This window comes from Legionella anisa, assembly GCF_001467525.1.
In the GTDB taxonomy this organism is placed as follows: Bacteria; Pseudomonadota; Gammaproteobacteria; order Legionellales; family Legionellaceae; genus Legionella; species Legionella anisa.
Window position 1 is genome coordinate 16575 of sequence record NZ_LNXS01000013.1, and the last position, 16980, is coordinate 33554.

A 16980-nucleotide genomic window follows, 5' to 3' on the forward strand; every position below is an offset into this window, starting at 1 on the left:
GAATGAAGATGGACAGAAACAGGGTAAGCAAATATGGAATGAATTTCGAGCCTACTTATGGAAAAGAATAATAGGTAGATTCCGGTTTAAGCTCTTTGTTCTGAAATACCTTTATCTAATATCTTATCTTTCTTTGTTAGTGCGAGATTTTTTTTACTACTAAATAGAATAATAACAATTAAAAAAAGCAACATAGAAATGATCATCCACCCCATGAGGTAAAAACAATCATTGAGCGCTAAAGCAGTAGCTTGTCTCGTAAGATAAAAATTTAATTGGGCAGAAGCGTGTTTTCCTTGAATGTAAAATAACTTCGCTCGTTCCAGAAACTGCTGTGTTTCAGGGGAGAATGCAGTCAAACTGCTTCCTAAGCGAAGATGAAAAAAAACTTCTCGTCTATGCCACAAAATAAGAAATAAGGACACTCCCAATCCACTACCAAGCAAACGGGATACATGAAAAAAACAAATGCATTCAGTAAGCTTTGCTTCAGGAAAAGATTGTACTGATAATTGAAATAAGGGGGATAAAAACAGTGCAAGACCTACGCCTGCTAATGCTCGAGAAAAAGCAATCCGATTAAAATTGATATCCACATTAAAATAAGTGGTATAGAAACAGGAAATGGCAAAAAAAAGTAAAGCAATAATTAATGGATAAAATGGCTTATATTGTTTCTTATTAATGAGTACTGGAATCCATCCACAAAATGCCATTGTTCCAATGATGAGAGCAATCCAATCTGGGGTGTAATTAACATAAAGCTTCAGCCATAAGGACAACAAGATCACCATACCAAAATAAAGTGCAAAAAATAATGCGATGTATATCATCGCCACTGAAAAATAAAAATTTTTAAGTAATTTCAAATCGACAACAGGATGCTGGGCTGACCAACTGCGTAAAATAAAAAAAATAAGACTGATTACACCAGAAATAAGCAAAAAAGTAATTAAAGAAGAGCGAAACCAATCTAACTCCTGGCCAGTAGTTAAAGCAGTTCCAATAAAAATCATGCTGATGCAATAGTAAAAATATCCAAGTTTATCAAAATATGTCTTTTTTACGGGCTCATGATATTTTCGATAACCATAACCAACATACAAAATTAAAAAGATACATAAAGGTATATTAGAGAAGAAAAGAAAGCGCCAATGGTAGCTGTAAGCTATCCAAGCACCATATGAAGCACCGACTACTGGAATGATTGAAAGACAAATCAACACCAAAGAAACAATATAGACTTTATCTTTATTAGGAGAGAGCAAGGGAATAAGCGTGCATGTAATAAGAACAAACATTGGTCCTGAGGCAAAACCTTCTAAAAACCTGAATAAGATAAACGTAAAGAAATCACTCGCAGTAGCACATCCCCACGAACTTAATGCGGTAAGGCTGAGACAGACTACAAAAAGCTGAATAGGACTTAATCGTGTTACTGCGGGTTTTCCTAAAGGTACTCCTAAAAGATTTCCAATACAAAAAAAACTGACTGTATACGAAGTCATATAGGGACTGCCGCCCAAGTCACTTACAATATACAGACCAGCCATTATAGGTAAGGTAAGATTGAAGATTACTGCAGCAAGTGATAAGAGTAAAATATAGAGGATCATTGTTTACTCATCCCATTTAGAGCAATTTTATTTGGAATAAGGGGCGCATTGGCATACGCTTGAAGATTAGGATCTAAATTACTCTTGATGATATCTGCTATAAGTTTTTCATTACCTGTTTCTTCTTTTTGGAAAATATCAGTAACATAATGAGGTGACTTTGTCGAAGTGGGTACTAAAAGCCCGCTTTGATCGGAGATATCCGTAGTTACTTCTAAAGAAAGACCTACACGTAAAGGATGTTTTTTTAATTCACCCGATACGAGAGCAATTCGAACAGGCAATCTTTGGACTATTTTAATCCAATTCCCTGAAAGATTTTCAGGAGGTAATAATGAAAAAACATTACCTGCGCCTCCTGGTAAACCAACAATCTTACCGTGAAACACAACGTTAGAGCCGTAAAGATCAGAAGTAAACTTAACGTCTTGGCCAATGCGAATTTTTTTAAGTTGAGTTTCCTTATAATTGGCGTCTACCCATATTTGATCCAGGGGAATAATGGACATAAGTGGATCATTAGGGGAGAGCCACATACCTACTTGAATTGTTCTTTGTGCTACAAGCCCATCCACAGGAGCGTAAATTTTACATCGATATAATTGCACCCACGCATCGCGTACTTCTTGTGCTGCTGCTTGTACCCAAGGATGATTTGTAATGGAAGTACCTTGTACAAAAGCAAGCTTTTTTTGATATTGGTTTTTAGTGCTTTTTAATGAAGCAGTTCTGGCCTTGAGATCATCTTGTGCATTTTGATAATCTTCCAAAGAAACTCCTTTGGCACTAATGACATCAGAACGATGTCTGAGATTTTGTTGTGCTTTTAAAAGTTCTGCCTTTTGCACTTCAATTTCTGCAGCCAGTATAAACACATTATGAAATTTCTGGCATACATTGCGTACTGTCTTGGCAAGGTTTTCTTTTGCTTTTTCCAGAGCAATAAGTGAATCGGTTTCATTTAATGAAACAATGAGTTGTCCTTTTTTTACCAAAAAACTATCGTCAGTATAAATACCTGTAACGAAACCTGGACGTAGCGATTTGATGTAGACTTGGTTTCCCTGCACATAAGCATTATTGGTATAAACCTGGTTTCTCCACACGAAAAACCAATACAAAAAAAAGAAAATGAATAAAACAACAAGAACAACTGTAAAATAAAAAGAAGCGGATCTTTCTTTCATGAGTTTTTCACCAAGGGTATCGTATTTTGATAGTAGCCTCCTCCCAACGCTTTGGTTAATTTTATAGAGGCTAAGTATTGGTTATAAAGTAGAGTAACATCGACAAGTTCTTTTTGAATGACTTCTTCTTGTAAAAAATAAAGATCAAATAAACTGTCTAAGCCTTTTTGCTGACGCAAGTAGCTTAATTGATAACGCTGTTTTGCATACTCCACCACTTTATTTTGCTCTATTTTTTGCTGATAGATATCCTCAGCAAAAGATAAGAGATCAAGAACTTCTTGAGTACTGAATAAGAGTAAATTATTGTATGCGTTAATCGCTGCATCAAATTGTGCCTTAGTCGCTTTGATATTTGCTCGTATCGCTCCAGCAGTGAAAATGGGTAATTGCAATGCAGGTCTAATTGCCGCAGTACCACTCGATAAATCAAAAAGCTTTCTCCAACTTGTGCTTTCCAGGCCAAGCAGACCAACGAGATTGAAATCAGGGTAATATTCCGCCATTGCTGCTCCTGTTTTATAGGCTAAAGCTTTTGCACGCCAAATTTGTGCCATAAGATCAGGTCTGCGTGCTAAGAAATCCAATGGCAGTATTTGAGGAATATTCAGAGTATTGGGTAGTGAGGGGAGAGTGGAATTAATCAATAGGGGATCATCTGCTCCACGTCCAGCTAAAGTATTAATCAAGTGTTTATTGACAGTTAATTCATTTGTAATGCTTGATAGTAGTTTTTGGGATTCAAGTAATTTTTCTGAAGTTTCCAATGCGGGTAATTTTGAAGAAAGTCCCTTTTGAACCAATAAATTTTGTAATTTTGCAATTTTTTGTCGTACTTCAATTAACTGAATATATAATTTTTTTCTTATAAGATTCGTTTTATATGCAAAATAAACTTGTGCAATTGCGGTACTTGTAATCAACTCTACTTCTGCTGCTTCTGCTTCTTGAACTTTTGCTTCTCCTAAAGCGGCATAAAAAAGATTACGGTTTTTTCCCCAAAAATCAAACTCATAAGTAAAAGAAAGAGAAAGATCCAAGAGCCTGGCATTTAAAGGAAAATTAGGATTGAATGCGCGATATAAACCGTTTTTACTTACATATTGTCGATTTTCATGTGCATTAAAAAAAACTAAAGGGGCTAATAGTGAGCGTGTAACAATTGCTTGCTGTTTCGCAACTTCAATGCGACTTTTGATTTCATGAATTGAAGGATTATTAGCTAAAGCTCCTGTAACTAAAGTGTTGAGTTCTGGGCTGTTATAAGATAACCACCATTGTTTGCTTGGCCATTCGCCTTTAGAAAAAATCTCTTTTTTTTGCAAACTTTTTTTAATGGAATGTTCCATGCGTGGAACAGTTTTGATATTTTTAATTTGGCTTTGCTGAGGTAGAGAAACAGTACAGGATATTAATGTATAGAAACTGAAACAAGTAAATCCTCTGATCCAAAGCCGCATAACACTTCCTATTTATTTGGCAACACATCTCTAGAGTCTGTTTACATTTCTTCTATCTTGGCCAAAATGACCTGATTTTCTGCGCTCCGGTGCTCTAAAATCAGGTCATTTTGACTCAAGTTAGCGAAAGGTAAACAGACCCTAATCATTAAAAATAACTTCAATACCACATCGAATCTATCTTATATAGTACCTATTAACGTTTGATTTTCATAGGAATTTCCACGCATAAAGCTTGAGAATTCCTCAATTAACTTTGTGTTGTTACTCGAAGGATTTCAGCAAGTGATGTATCACCGGCGAGTACCCGTTTAAATCCATCATCACGAATACTGGGGGTTTCAGGGCGTAAATGATTTTCCATTGCTTGCAAGTTTTCATGGCGATGAATCATTCCTCTTAGTACTTCATCTACAGTAATCAGCTCATAAATTCCTGTTCTTCCTTTATAGCCTAAGTGATTGCAGAAGTCGCAACCTTTGGGTTCATAAACTTTTGATATATCTGTATCTGCTGTCAGTCCCATAAGTTCTTTTTCGTCGTCTCTTAATTGATGCGGCGTTTTGCATTGAGGGCATAGTTTCCTCACCAGTCGTTGTGCAATAAGTCCAACGATACTTGAAGATAAGAGAAAAGATTCAACCCCCATATCGCGTAAACGAGTGAGGGCGCCTAGTGCGCTGTTTGTGTGTAAGGTTGACAATACCAGGTGTCCTGTAAGACTGGCTTGAACTGCGATTTCAGCAGTTTCCAAATCACGAATTTCTCCTATCATGACTACGTCGGGATCTTGTCTGAGAATTGCCCTTAAGCCCTTGGCAAAGGTCATTTGTACTTTGGTATTAACCTGTGTTTGTCCAATACCTTCAAGATCATATTCTATGGGATCTTCTATCGTTAAAATATTGCGAGTGACTTGATTTAATTCAGTTAACATGGCGTATAAAGAAGTAGTCTTTCCAGAACCTGTTGGTCCGGTGACCAAAATAATGCCATGCGGTTCTGCGATCATTTTTCGCATGGCTTTTACAGTAGGTTGAGGCATGCCCAATAGGTTTAAATCCAATTGTGCAGCTTGTTTATCCAGAATCCTCAAAACCACACGTTCGCCATGGTTTGAAGGGAGGGTTGAAACTCGAACATCAATATTATGCCCACCAATACGTAGTGAAATACGACCATCTTGTGGAATACGTTTTTCAGCAATATCCAGTTTGGCCATCACCTTGACTCTAGAAATGACTAGGGGGGCAATGGCACGCTGAATTTCTAAAACCTCATGTAAAACACCGTCAATACGATTACGTACTAATACTCTATCTTCATACGTTTCAATATGAATATCAGATGCTTTTTGTTTTATTGCTTGGGTAAATAATGCATTCAATAAACGGATTATCGGCGCATCATCTTGATTTTCTAATAAGTCTTCACTTACTGGTAATTGACTTGCCAGCAATGAGAGATCCATATCTTCTTCCATACCTCCAGCAGCTTCCAATATCGATGATTTAGATTGATACACGTGTGCTAAATGTTGTTGAAACGCTGATTCATCAACTTGTTTGAGAGTAAAGTCGCATTGTAATAAACGTTTTATCTCCGCGAGAGATTGGAGTGGTGTATCAGGTAAATAATAAACAAGGGCATGGTTATCGCTCATTTCACTCGCAACAACAATCCCATGGTTTTTTGCAAAACTGTATGGGATTTTCAGTGATTTCTCTTCGTTTTCCATGGCTTACTTCGTTACTAGCAAAGGTGGACGATTAAATGGTTTGGGTAATTCAGCACGTTTCAAAGCAGGCAATACGGTTGAATTATTGCTTTGTACAAACGCATCTTGTGATCTTAGCCAATCCAGTTCGTATTGACGAATATGGTTGTACTTTTCACTTGACATATGCATATTATCGCGTTCATTACGTAAAATAAGGGGTTTAATAAAGACCATAAGCACCCGCTTTTCACGAGAATTTATTTTCCGTTTGAATATACGTCCCATACCAGGTATATCTCCTAAAATGGGTAAACGATTATTATCATTATTTAGACTGTCTTGAGTTAAACCGCCTAAAACAACTGCATCACCGCTCTCAACATGAACGGCGGTGACGATACTACTAATTCGAAATGTAGGAGTAGTCACGTTTGGAGCAACAACAGGTGGATCCAGTGTGTCATTGCCTTGGTCGATTTGCATTTGAATGCCATTCCCGCGTGTGATTTGTGGTCGGACATAGAGATGCAATGCGACGTTTACTCGATCAAAAGTGGTAAATGGAACACCACCATTTGTTGTCCCTCCTGCATTAGCAGGCTGAGTTGTTGATGCAATCGAAACCTGTTTACCTACCAATATCTTGGCTTGACGATTATCAAGAACTACAACTGAAGGCGTTGATAAAATATTCGCTTTGTTCTCTCTAGCCAAGGCATATATTTGCGCTTGTAAATCATCAAGTCGGGTTCCACTATTAATTATAGCAAATCCTGGTCTAAAATCTTGAGGCCTTCCAGTTAGTTGATTACTTCCCCATTCAATGCCCAAATCATTAATATCTGATTGGTTTATTTCTGCGACCATTGCCTCTATAAGTAATTGAGCTGGTTTAATATCCAGTTGAGTAATTACTCTTTTCAAAATACGTATCACCGATGCGGGTGCATTAAGAATAATGGAATTTGTGTTTGGCTCAGCTATAATTTGAACTGAAGGTTTGGTTGTTCCTTCATTTTGAGTTGTTGCCGTTGTAGTATTTGCAGTAGCTCCTGATGCAGTAAGTGGGGACGGGCCGCTACCTGATCCTGATGAATAAAGAGAAGAAGAGGTGGGACTGGAGCTTTGTATATTTGAGTTACTGGTAAGATTGGAAGCAGGGTTTGTACTGTCCAAGATAGGACGAGTAATCGTACCAATGGTTGTTCCAACATTTCCACTGAAATTTGCCTGCGCAATGCCGGCAAGAATGGGGACCAAGTCTTCTGCTCTGAGGTAATTGAGATAAACAACTTGCGTATTACTGTTTTGACCTTCGGAGCTCTCTTTATCTAACTTTAATATTAACATCCTAAGACGTATTCTGTCTGTTTTGGTTCCACTGATCAATAGAGAGTTGGAGCGATCATCAGCAGCTACAGTTAACTGTGTTCGTGATCCTCCCATGCTGGGTTGAATTTTAACAAGATCTTTTAAAGTAGCAGCGATATCCATAGCTAATGAATGTCTTAGAGGAACCATATCGATACCGTTTGCAGAGGAGGAATCTACTTGCTTGATGATTTCTGCAAGACTACGAATGTTGTTGGCTCTTCCTGACAAAATAAGCATGTTTGAGGGAGCGTACGCAGAGATACTGCTCCATTGGGGCATTAGTGGTCGTAAAACAGGTACTAATTGCTCTGATGGAACGTAATGAACGGGCACGACGGCCACCATCATATCATCGCCTTTAGGTGGCTGTTTCATTTCGCCTGAAGGATCAGGTGATTGTGTTTTTGCATCAATATTAGGAATAATTTTAATGATCGCACCACTAGGTATTGCGGCATAACCTGAGACTTGCAACACTGAAAGAAACACTTCATAGAGCTCGTCATTGTTCATGGGTGTTGCCGATACGATGGATATTTTTCCTTGTACTCTAGGATCAATGACAAAGTTTTTTCCCGTTACTCGAGACACTTCAGCGATGACCGCTCGGATATCTGCATTTCTTAAGTTCCATAATTTACTGCTTGGCGGCGGAGGTATTTCTGTTTGTTCACCTGAACTGTCGGATGGGTTTGATTGAGCTAAAGGAGGAGATTGATTTTCAATGTGTTTGTTCTTTTTAGAAGCGATGATTTTTTGAGTTAATTTATTCTGCAAGGCGCGTGCGGTGAGATAATCATTAATTGGTCCAATTTGTATGAGATAAAGTTTCTTATCTGATAGATTCTTAATTTCAACCGGCTCACTAACAAGCGCAGATAATTCTTGTTGACGTTGCTTTGCATCTTTTTCTAAATTAAATGCGCCTGCTTGCAAATAAAAAGTAGTATTCCCATTTTTCGTGGTTGTGGAAATATTAATTTCGTTTGCATGAATTAATGCAGAACAAATAAATGTTAAAATTATAATTACTATCGAGCGCATTGAAAAATCGCAAAATCCTAATTAAATAACATGATAACTAAATTTATAAACTTACAATAGTTTTTTTGACACGTAACCGAAGGTATTTTGAAGCCTTTTTCAAATTCTGCTTCAAGATTACCTTAACTGCTAAGAATCTATCTTTATATTCATTCGCATGTTTTTATTTTGAAGCATGAATTCTAAAATTCATCGTGAGATTATCCTTCATAGGTCAAAAAATTCTCTTATTTTTTAGCCCCGGACAACATAGCATTAATCCGGGCGCTTTTTTATTAGGGTTTGTGAAAATGAGTATGTTCCTCATGCTCATGAGTATGTGAATGCTGATGAGGATATGGCTGAGGTGTACGATGTTGCTGAGGTATATAATAGGGGGGATGATAATGGAAGGAATGAGGGTGAGCGCCTAGTGGTGGTGTTGTAATAACCACTGTAGTGTGGGGGTGTGGCTGGGTAACTGATGGGTGAGCGTGCTCGTGTTTATTTGGCTGATGTTCGTGTTTTCCTTTCATATGTTCATCCTCATTAAATAGAATTGAATTGCATATATTCGTTTTATGCAGATGATAATGCGTGCAAAGTTGTACATTTTGAATATCATCTTAACGCATTATATGCAGATGGTTTGGTAAATGTATATGCCTTTTTGATCATTTAAAAATTAAATTGAATCTATGCCTTAGAGGAACTTGGAGTGTCGCTTTCTACTCTTGCTTGATAGAGCAGAAGGCTTCAGTGGATTATCCTAAGATTGAATGAGTTATATTATTCAAACTTCGGATGTTCATGATACGGTATTTTAATTGCACAATACTGCAGCCAATATTCTTTGTCTCCAAAAGCTCAAGCCCGATGTCATGTTTCAGTGGACCAAATAAGGAACGACCCGAACCGAGTAATATAGGGATCAAGGTAATTGTTAATTCATTAATGAGATGTTCTTCGATGAATTTTTGAATGGTAATTCCACCATCAATGTAAAGATGTTTCATTCCTTTTTTTGCCAGGCGCTCAACGAGGGCGGAAGGTGCTTCAGAGGAGGAAGAAACACATTTTTGTAAGTGTTTGGGGATATTTATGGATTTGCTGCTCATGACCACCACTGGAAGATCACCATATGGCCATTCATCAAATGAAAGTACCTGCTCAAATGAATTTCTCCCCATAATTAATCCATCGACGCTGGAAATGAAGGATTTATAACCACCATCTTCGCCTTCAGGAACAAGGGAGTTGACTTTCATGAGCCAATCAATAGAGCCATCATCACGGGAGATAAATCCATCCATGCTTGTGGCAATAAATACGGAACATTTAATGGACATAAAAAATATCCTTTTGATCAATTTTAGACACTGTGACGTTAAAAAATAATTCAAACGTGTTTTAACTTACCAGGAAGAATATTACAAAAACAATACTTAATACGAAGAGCAAAAAATTAATTTTTTGTCGTGTTAACAGCTTTAATAAAGTATAGAGAATAATACCCCCGCCAATTCCATCCGCAATAGATGCAGTAAAGGGAATCATCATGATGGTAACCATACAAGGAGCTGTTTCACTTACATCCTGTAATTTCATGTCAGTGAGGTGTTTCATCATACAACATGCCACATACAAAAGGGCGGGGCCTACTGCAAAGTTAGGAATCATTCGCGCTAAAGGTGAAAAAAATAACATAAGGAGAAAACCGATTGCGATGACTATAGCTGTTATTCCACCGCGTCCACCTGCTTCAATTCCTGCCGCAGACTCGATGTAAGGAGAGGTACTTGCAGAGCCTAACAATCCTGCTACAGCAGAAGCAGCTGCATCAACGGTGAGACAATTGCTAAGGCGTTTGGAATAATTTTTTTGTTGCTTAAATACAGAAGGATTTAATAAGCCGATCAAAGTTCCTGTAGCATCAAACACGGCAATTAAAAAAAAGGTAAACGTGGCTTTTAAGGCGAGAACAGTATTTAGGCCAGAAAAATCGAGCTTTAAAAAAGTAGCCTCCATGGAAGGGGGCATGGAAATTAATCCCTGCCAGGTAGACAAACCCATCAATAAGCTCAAGATAGAAATACTGAGTATTCCAAGGATAATTGCTCCAGGAATTTGAAAATAATCTAAAATCAGTATGAGTAAAAAGCCTAAGAAAAATAAGCCGCTTTCTGGACGATTAATTTCGCCAAGACGCATTAAATTATGCTGATCCTCAATAATAATGTGATTATTTTGTAAGGTAATTAAAGCAATTAATAAACTGATTCCTATTAAGATAGCAATTTGTAAATTATGAGGAATTGCTTCGATTAACAGACGTCTCAGGCGGGTAAGTGACATTAAAAAGAACAAGACACCTGAAAGAAAAACAATGGCTAAAGCTTGTTCCCAAGCGATTCCCATCCCTTGTACTACTGTATAAGAAAAGAAGATATTTAATGCCATACCCGGTGCTATGCCAATGGGCGTATTAGCAAATACCCCTGCAAAGAAACACGCAAAGGCGGTGATAAGACAGGTGGCTGTAAATACTGCTCCCTGATCCATCCCCGCTTCATGAAGTATGCTTGGGTTAATGAACGCGATATACACCATGGTTAGAAAAGTAGAGATTCCCGCAATAATTTCAGTTTTCAAAGTGGTGTCTTTAAGAAAATAGGATTTTAACCGTTCCATAGTATTTCTATTCTCCTATTTGAAAGGGAATTTAATGTAATTGTCTAATTAAACATAACAAAAATTCAATTTAAAGTATCTAGGGCTTTTTTAATTAATAATATGAGCGAAAAATAGTGTGCGCTCACTTTGGTAGGGGAGTCTTAAAGTCAACATGAAAAACTACTTTCGTAGGAGGATTGGGGAGTGGGTTCAACTGGTGTTGGTGTTTGGACGTGCTGAGTATACCGTTCTTTAAAGTTGTTGAAATGATCACTCGTTGTGTTTTTTTCAGAGAGAGTATTTTGAACTATCTTGGTTACTGTCGAAGTGAGCGTCTTAGCATTAGTATCTTGGACTCCTAAAAGCTCCCTGAAATCTTTTCCTATATCATCATCTGCACAGATTCGATTAATTAACCATTGTGCCGATTGATTATGTACCGAATATTTATCTCCACCTAGATAAAATCTGCGTTCGCAACAAACTCGACAAAGCGTTTCAAATGTTTTAGTGGCATGCTCCTTGTCTCCTGTCGAGAGATAGGAATATAAAGTCCTCAATGTATTATTAATCACCACTTCTTTTTGTGCTGCTTCTTGTGATAAGAAAACAATATCTTAGGTTTTTCTTTCTGTAGTAATTATGTTACTTTTCCTAAGATATTCCTCCTCATTACCCTCCATGAATGACTCAATCATTTCTTTCATACTATCACTTACTGAATTAAATTCGTTTGGATGCTCTTCACGAAACTGATTAAAAGGATGCTCTGGGAATGTTTTTTTTAATTCTCTATCTGCATACAGAGCATACTTATTGTAATCCTGTTTAAGTAAGTCTGATTGCAGTTGACGATCAGCAAAACGTAATAATGAAATATCCTTAGCTATTATTTGCTTTTGTTCTTCTAGGGATAGTTTTTTGAAAGCAAGCATTAACACTCTAATTTTTGCTGACTGTAAGCCATCTCGTGTTGTGGCCGCGAAATTTTTACAGTATTGTTCCGATAAAGTTGGATGCTCTTTTTTGAGTTGCTGTATCCTAGCATTGATATATTCGTCCACTTTGATGGTAAAATTATCATTAATTAATGGTTCTATTAATTTGGATAATCCCTTAGAATCAAGCTCCTCAACTAACGTTTTAATATGCGCCATTGGGTTTGGCTGGCCTTGCATTGCAAAATCTTTTCTTGTAAATTTTTCAATTGCTTGAAAATAATTATAAAGAAATGCGTTATCAGAAGTATAACAATCTCTATCATTTAAAAGGTATTTGAACGCTGAAACTCTATCCTTTACCCTCATTTCTCTATAGAGGGGCGTTGTATCTTCATAAGCCTGCACAAAACTTTTATTACTCTTTCGCATTTCATCGGATGCTAATTGAAAGTGCCAGGCGATGTTCGAGTTTGCGATGCTACAATTTCCTGTTTTTTGATTCTTCTTTAACATGAATTCGGACAGATCTTTATTGAATTGCTCTTTATGACGTTCTAAAAATGCGGACATCCCTTTGCGAGCATCTGAAGCCGTAGCGGCACTCAACATGAGTTTAGCAAAACTCCTTGCATGTTGGTTCTCAACAGAGAATACCATCACTGCTGGTGTATCATTTTTATCCTGTCCTGTTGGCAAGTCAAAATGGCGTTGTCCTCGGTTCACATAAATAAAATGGGTATGATTTCCTTCTTTGACCGCATGAAGAGTAAAAGCATGGGCGTTCCATTGAGAAGTGTGAGCATGGGTGTCCCATCTACAAGCAAAGCCAACATACCCTCCCTGTGGCAGGTTTGTAATTTTTTGGACTGCATTTTGAGAAAATGAGGCAGGCAATACATCAAAATTTAAATAAGAATTTGCGGTACCTTTAAATTGATTATATCTATTTTTTATACTATGCACTGCCGGTGAAACATGCAAACCTTCATTTTCAATGCCGAGCAATGAACTATTTTTTAATCCTAATACATGAGCCATTTCTCTATGAGACTTAATTATTCTAATTTCATTTTGATGCTTTTTTCTTTGAGGCTCTGTACGCTGCTTCATAACTGCTTACCTAATAAGCACTATAGGTGTATTTATAGTATAGTAAACAGAATTAAAATTAGTCACTCTCGGGTTGTCTCGAAATATCTGTTGACGAAAAACTTGAGTTAATAAATCAAAGTTTAAATTAGAGTTTGGGGTTTCTCTAAATTGATTCTATCTATTTTTTATACTAGGCACTGCGAATTCAAGGTATGAGTTGACTCTTCTGTATGCTGCGTTAATATTTGTACTTCACGTTTCTCTGTGTTTTGCTCCTGATATCGTTCTTTAAAGCTAATAGAGTGATAAGCGTTATTTCTATTTTTTCCAGAGATAATATCTCGAACTTTGTTGTTTATTTCATGAAGCTCATTATTTTCGATGCCTAAAAGAGTTCTGAAATCATTTCCTGTTTCATCATACGCATTGATTCGTTCAATTAACCATTTAGCAGATTGAACATGAGTTGAATACTTATCTCCACCGAGATAAAATCTTCGTTCGCAACAAGCCCGGCACAGTTCTTCAAATGTTTTCTTGGCGTTATCTTGGTCTCCTGTGGAGAGATATGAATATAAGGCTCTCAGTGCATTGTTAATTTTTGCCTCTTTTTGTTCCGCTTCTTGCGAGAGCAAAAAATTACCACTGGTCTTTCGTTCTATAGCAATTTGTTTGCTTTTTGCTTTATAGTGTCTTTGTTCCATATCAATTGAGTATTCCAAGATACCTCTTTCAGCGTGACTAAGCTCATTAAGAGGTTGTTGATATGTTTCTTGTGATTCACGCTCCAACTGTGTTTGATACTCGTTACACGTGCTTTTAATTTCTTTACTAACATATAAAGCATACTTATTATAATTTTGTTGAAGTAAAGCCAACTGTAGTTCTTTGGAAGCATACTCAATTAATGAAACATCCTTAGCTATGAGTTCCTTTTGTTTCTCTTGAGGTAATTCTTTGAAAGCAAGCGTTAAAATTCTGCTTTTTGCCGACTGTAAATTATTTCTTGTTACAGCTGCAAAAAGTCTATGTTGTCCTTCTGTCATTTTTGGAAAGTCTTTTTTATTTTGTTCTCTCCTGGCGTTTATATACTCATCTACTTTGAGCGTAAAATTCTCGTTAACCAACGGCTCGACTAATTTGGCTATTCCATTAGGAGTTAGCTCATCAACCAAAGTTTTAATATGCTGTGTTTGATTGGGTTGATTTTGCATTGCGTAATCTTTGCGCACAAATTTCTCGAGTGTTTGCAAATAATTATAGAGAAACGCTGTATCTGAGAGATAACAGCCTCTGTCATTTAAAAGGTATTTGAACGCTTGAACTCTATCTTTTACCCTCATTTCCCTATATTGCGACTTTGTATCTTCATAAGCCTGTGCAAAACTTTTCCCATTTTTTTTCATCTCATCAGATGCTAATTGAAAATGCCAGGCAATATTCGAGTTTGCTACAGTACAATTCCCTGTTTTTTGATTTTTCTTTTTTAATGTTCGGGAAAGTTCTTTATTCTCCATATCGTGATGTTTTTCTAAAAATTTTGACATCGCAGTGCGCGTACTTAAAGACATTGCAGCACTCATCATTGCCTTAGCAAAACTTTCTGCATCTTTATTTTCTACAGAAAAAGCCATGACTGTTGGTGCACCTTCCTTTCTCTTCTCTGTTGCCGGATCACCACGATTCACATAGATAAAATGAGTGTGGTCGTTTTCTTTAACTGCATGAAGGGTAAATGCATGGCCAGGCCACCGACAAGAAAAACCCACATATCCGCCATGTGACAGATCCGTAATTTTTTTTGCAGCATCTCGATAATAAGAGGAAGGTAATACATCAAAATTTAAATCAGAATTATTGGAATTTTTTAATTGCTTATATCTATTTTTTATACTAACAACCGCCGACCCAATGAACCAACCCGTGTTATCCTCACTTAAAAATGGATTATCTTGTAGCCCTAAAACATGGGCCATCTCTACATGAGACCTAGCCATTTTAACTACCAATTAATTCACTAACTTAAGTATAGGTTATAATTGGAGTTTTGATTTAAAAATGAACATGTCATAAGCCAATGGAATAATATCTGGAGCGCAAAAAAGAGTTTATTTAGAAAAAGTTAATACTTTAGTCATACGATAGTTTTTAAGTGTAATCCCATTTAGTTCTTTGGTTTGTTTTGCTTCAATACGGTACTTATGCTTTTCAAAAAATGGTTTGGCTGTGATGCTGACGTCTGAAAAAAGTTTGGGTATTCTTAAAGCGCTTGCTGTATGTTCACGTGCTTCTAATAATGCTTTGCCAACTCCTTGTTTTTGATAGTCCTTATGTACATAACCTCGATTGAGGTAACCATTTTCTTCCAAATCTGAGAATCCAATAATTTTGTTACTTTCTTTATCAATAGCCACAAAGGTATAATTTTTAGCAAGAGATTTTTGCCATTCATACAAGTCAGGATTTTTAGGTGCCCATACATTGAGTTGTTCTTTCGTATAATCCCTGCAATTGATGAAGTGAACAGTATCATAAAATAGTTGATAGATTTCTGCTTCATCACCCGGTTCAAAAGTTCTGATATAAAACTTTTGATTTAATGTTTTAAAGGCGGGATAAAATTCTAGAGAGTTTGCAGTCCAGAGTTTTTTCAGCTCGAAGAGCATGTTTTCTGCCATTTGTTTTAAGTGAGGCAATAAATTGCTTCTCGAGGCAACGTGAATAAACGCCTGTAAACGCGATAAAACTCTTGGTCTCACCCAGTTTTCTTCGTTGCTCCACAATGAGTTTTTTGGAACAGGCCCTGATGGACCCACTCTGTCTTTTGCTAGAGTTGAATCGAGGAAAGGGAGCGTTTGTTGTAATAACCAGAAGCCACACGCTTCGGTATAGGCTTTAGTATAAGCTAAATCATCTGATGCTGCTGGAATGGTTTGTTTGAGTTCTTCTCGATAAATAATCTCTAACGGAAGGATGACTTCTTCAGGTATGGATTTGGCACACCAACATGTAGGCATGCTCATTCTAAGATAAGTACCATCGAGTAGCGCATTGCGTACAAAAGCCCATTCAAAATCAATAAGTTGCAAATCATGTGTTTCTTCATGATCAAAAACATTGTCGGGACAAATATCACCATGGGTAAGCACAGTAAATGGGCCTGGTTTAAGTAACGATTCGATCAGTGAATTCGCTTCATTAATGCATTCTGTTATTAAAGGTAAATGCAACTTTTTATTCACTGCATGCAATTTTTCGAGTAAATCAGTACGTGTAACGTCTAAATCTTCTTGCAGTGTTTCAGCGTTCCCATGAATTTTCTTTAACATCGCCTCATACAGCGCTGTTTTACCATAACTTGCTGCATGGAAGCTTCCTAATGATTTCATAAATCGATTTAAGGCACGTGTTGCTTTATCCCGGTTAGGAAGTGTTAAAGAGTCCACCAAACTTATATGCTGTTTCCCCAAATCTTCGATAAGAATGAATCGATACTCTTTATTACCGCCATAAAAACGAGGAACATTATGCATGCTTTGATGAATTTGATTTGCAAACTCAAGACCAGCCCAATCGCGAGCAAACCGAGCATAAGCCTCTTTGTCATCACGATCTGATGCTTCAGGGAGGGATTGTTTAAGAATGATGCTTTTAGGAACCGAGTTTGATTTACTCTTTAGTGCGATACGGGCCACACTATTACGTCGCTCTTTTTCACTGAGAAACTGTATGGAGTTTATTTCTATTTGAGTTGCAAAATGTTGTTGAAGTATTTGTATCGTTTTTTGTAACACATCAAGATTAATTTTTTGGGCTCTACCCCAAAAAAGGGGGCACTTTAATCAAGTTAGTCTAGACTAACTAATTGATTTCGCGATCAAATTGGAGATTAAA

The 16980-nt window shown here is 37.0% G+C and carries 12 protein-coding genes; all 12 read right to left on the reverse strand.

All coding sequences use genetic code 11. From position 1 onward, the window contains the following. Window positions 1–86: 86 nt before the first annotated feature. Entirely contained in the window at window positions 87–1616 is a 1530-nt protein-coding gene (locus Lani_RS03840) for an MFS transporter (protein WP_019233154.1), read from the reverse strand. Continuing rightward, window positions 1613–2803: an HlyD/EmrA/EmrK family protein gene (locus Lani_RS03845; RefSeq protein ID WP_019233153.1), complete on the reverse strand. Its 1191-nt coding sequence runs from the start codon at window positions 2801–2803 to the stop codon at window positions 1613–1615. The genes Lani_RS03840 and Lani_RS03845 overlap by 4 nt, the downstream gene beginning before the upstream one ends. Further along, on the reverse strand, window positions 2800–4263 hold the full coding sequence (locus Lani_RS03850) for an efflux transporter outer membrane subunit (RefSeq protein WP_019233152.1): 1464 nt from the start codon (window positions 4261–4263) through the stop codon (window positions 2800–2802). The genes Lani_RS03845 and Lani_RS03850 overlap by 4 nt, the downstream gene beginning before the upstream one ends. Window positions 4264–4513: 250 nt before the next feature. Then, window positions 4514–6001, reverse strand: coding sequence for a GspE family T2SS ATPase variant LspE (gene lspE, locus Lani_RS03855; RefSeq protein WP_019233151.1), 1488 nt, complete (start codon window positions 5999–6001; stop codon window positions 4514–4516). A 3-nt stretch (window positions 6002–6004) separates the two neighbouring features. Next, window positions 6005–8401: a GspD family T2SS secretin variant LspD gene (lspD, locus tag Lani_RS03860; RefSeq protein WP_019233150.1), complete on the reverse strand. Its 2397-nt coding sequence runs from the start codon at window positions 8399–8401 to the stop codon at window positions 6005–6007. 275 nt (window positions 8402–8676) lie between these two features. Beyond that, on the reverse strand, window positions 8677–8916 hold the full coding sequence (locus Lani_RS03865) for a hypothetical protein (protein ID WP_019233149.1): 240 nt from the start codon (window positions 8914–8916) through the stop codon (window positions 8677–8679). Between the two features lie 228 nt (window positions 8917–9144). Beyond that, on the reverse strand, window positions 9145–9729 hold the full coding sequence (locus tag Lani_RS03870; RefSeq protein ID WP_019233148.1) for a dihydrofolate reductase family protein: 585 nt from the start codon (window positions 9727–9729) through the stop codon (window positions 9145–9147). 61 nt (window positions 9730–9790) lie between these two features. Then, complete coding sequence (locus Lani_RS03875) at window positions 9791–11071, reverse strand: NCS2 family permease (RefSeq protein ID WP_019233147.1); 1281 nt, start codon at window positions 11069–11071, stop codon at window positions 9791–9793. A gap of 149 nt (window positions 11072–11220) precedes the next feature. Then, window positions 11221–11628, reverse strand: coding sequence for a hypothetical protein (locus Lani_RS03880; protein WP_058388404.1), 408 nt, complete (start codon window positions 11626–11628; stop codon window positions 11221–11223). Between the two features lie 42 nt (window positions 11629–11670). Next, on the reverse strand, window positions 11671–13104 hold the full coding sequence (locus tag Lani_RS03885) for a hypothetical protein (protein ID WP_019233146.1): 1434 nt from the start codon (window positions 13102–13104) through the stop codon (window positions 11671–11673). 167 nt (window positions 13105–13271) lie between these two features. Beyond that, window positions 13272–15083: a hypothetical protein gene (locus Lani_RS03890; protein WP_019233145.1), complete on the reverse strand. Its 1812-nt coding sequence runs from the start codon at window positions 15081–15083 to the stop codon at window positions 13272–13274. 111 nt (window positions 15084–15194) lie between these two features. Continuing rightward, on the reverse strand, window positions 15195–16880 hold the full coding sequence (locus tag Lani_RS19665) for a GNAT family N-acetyltransferase (protein WP_223499436.1): 1686 nt from the start codon (window positions 16878–16880) through the stop codon (window positions 15195–15197). Between the last annotated feature and the right edge of the window lie 100 nt (window positions 16881–16980).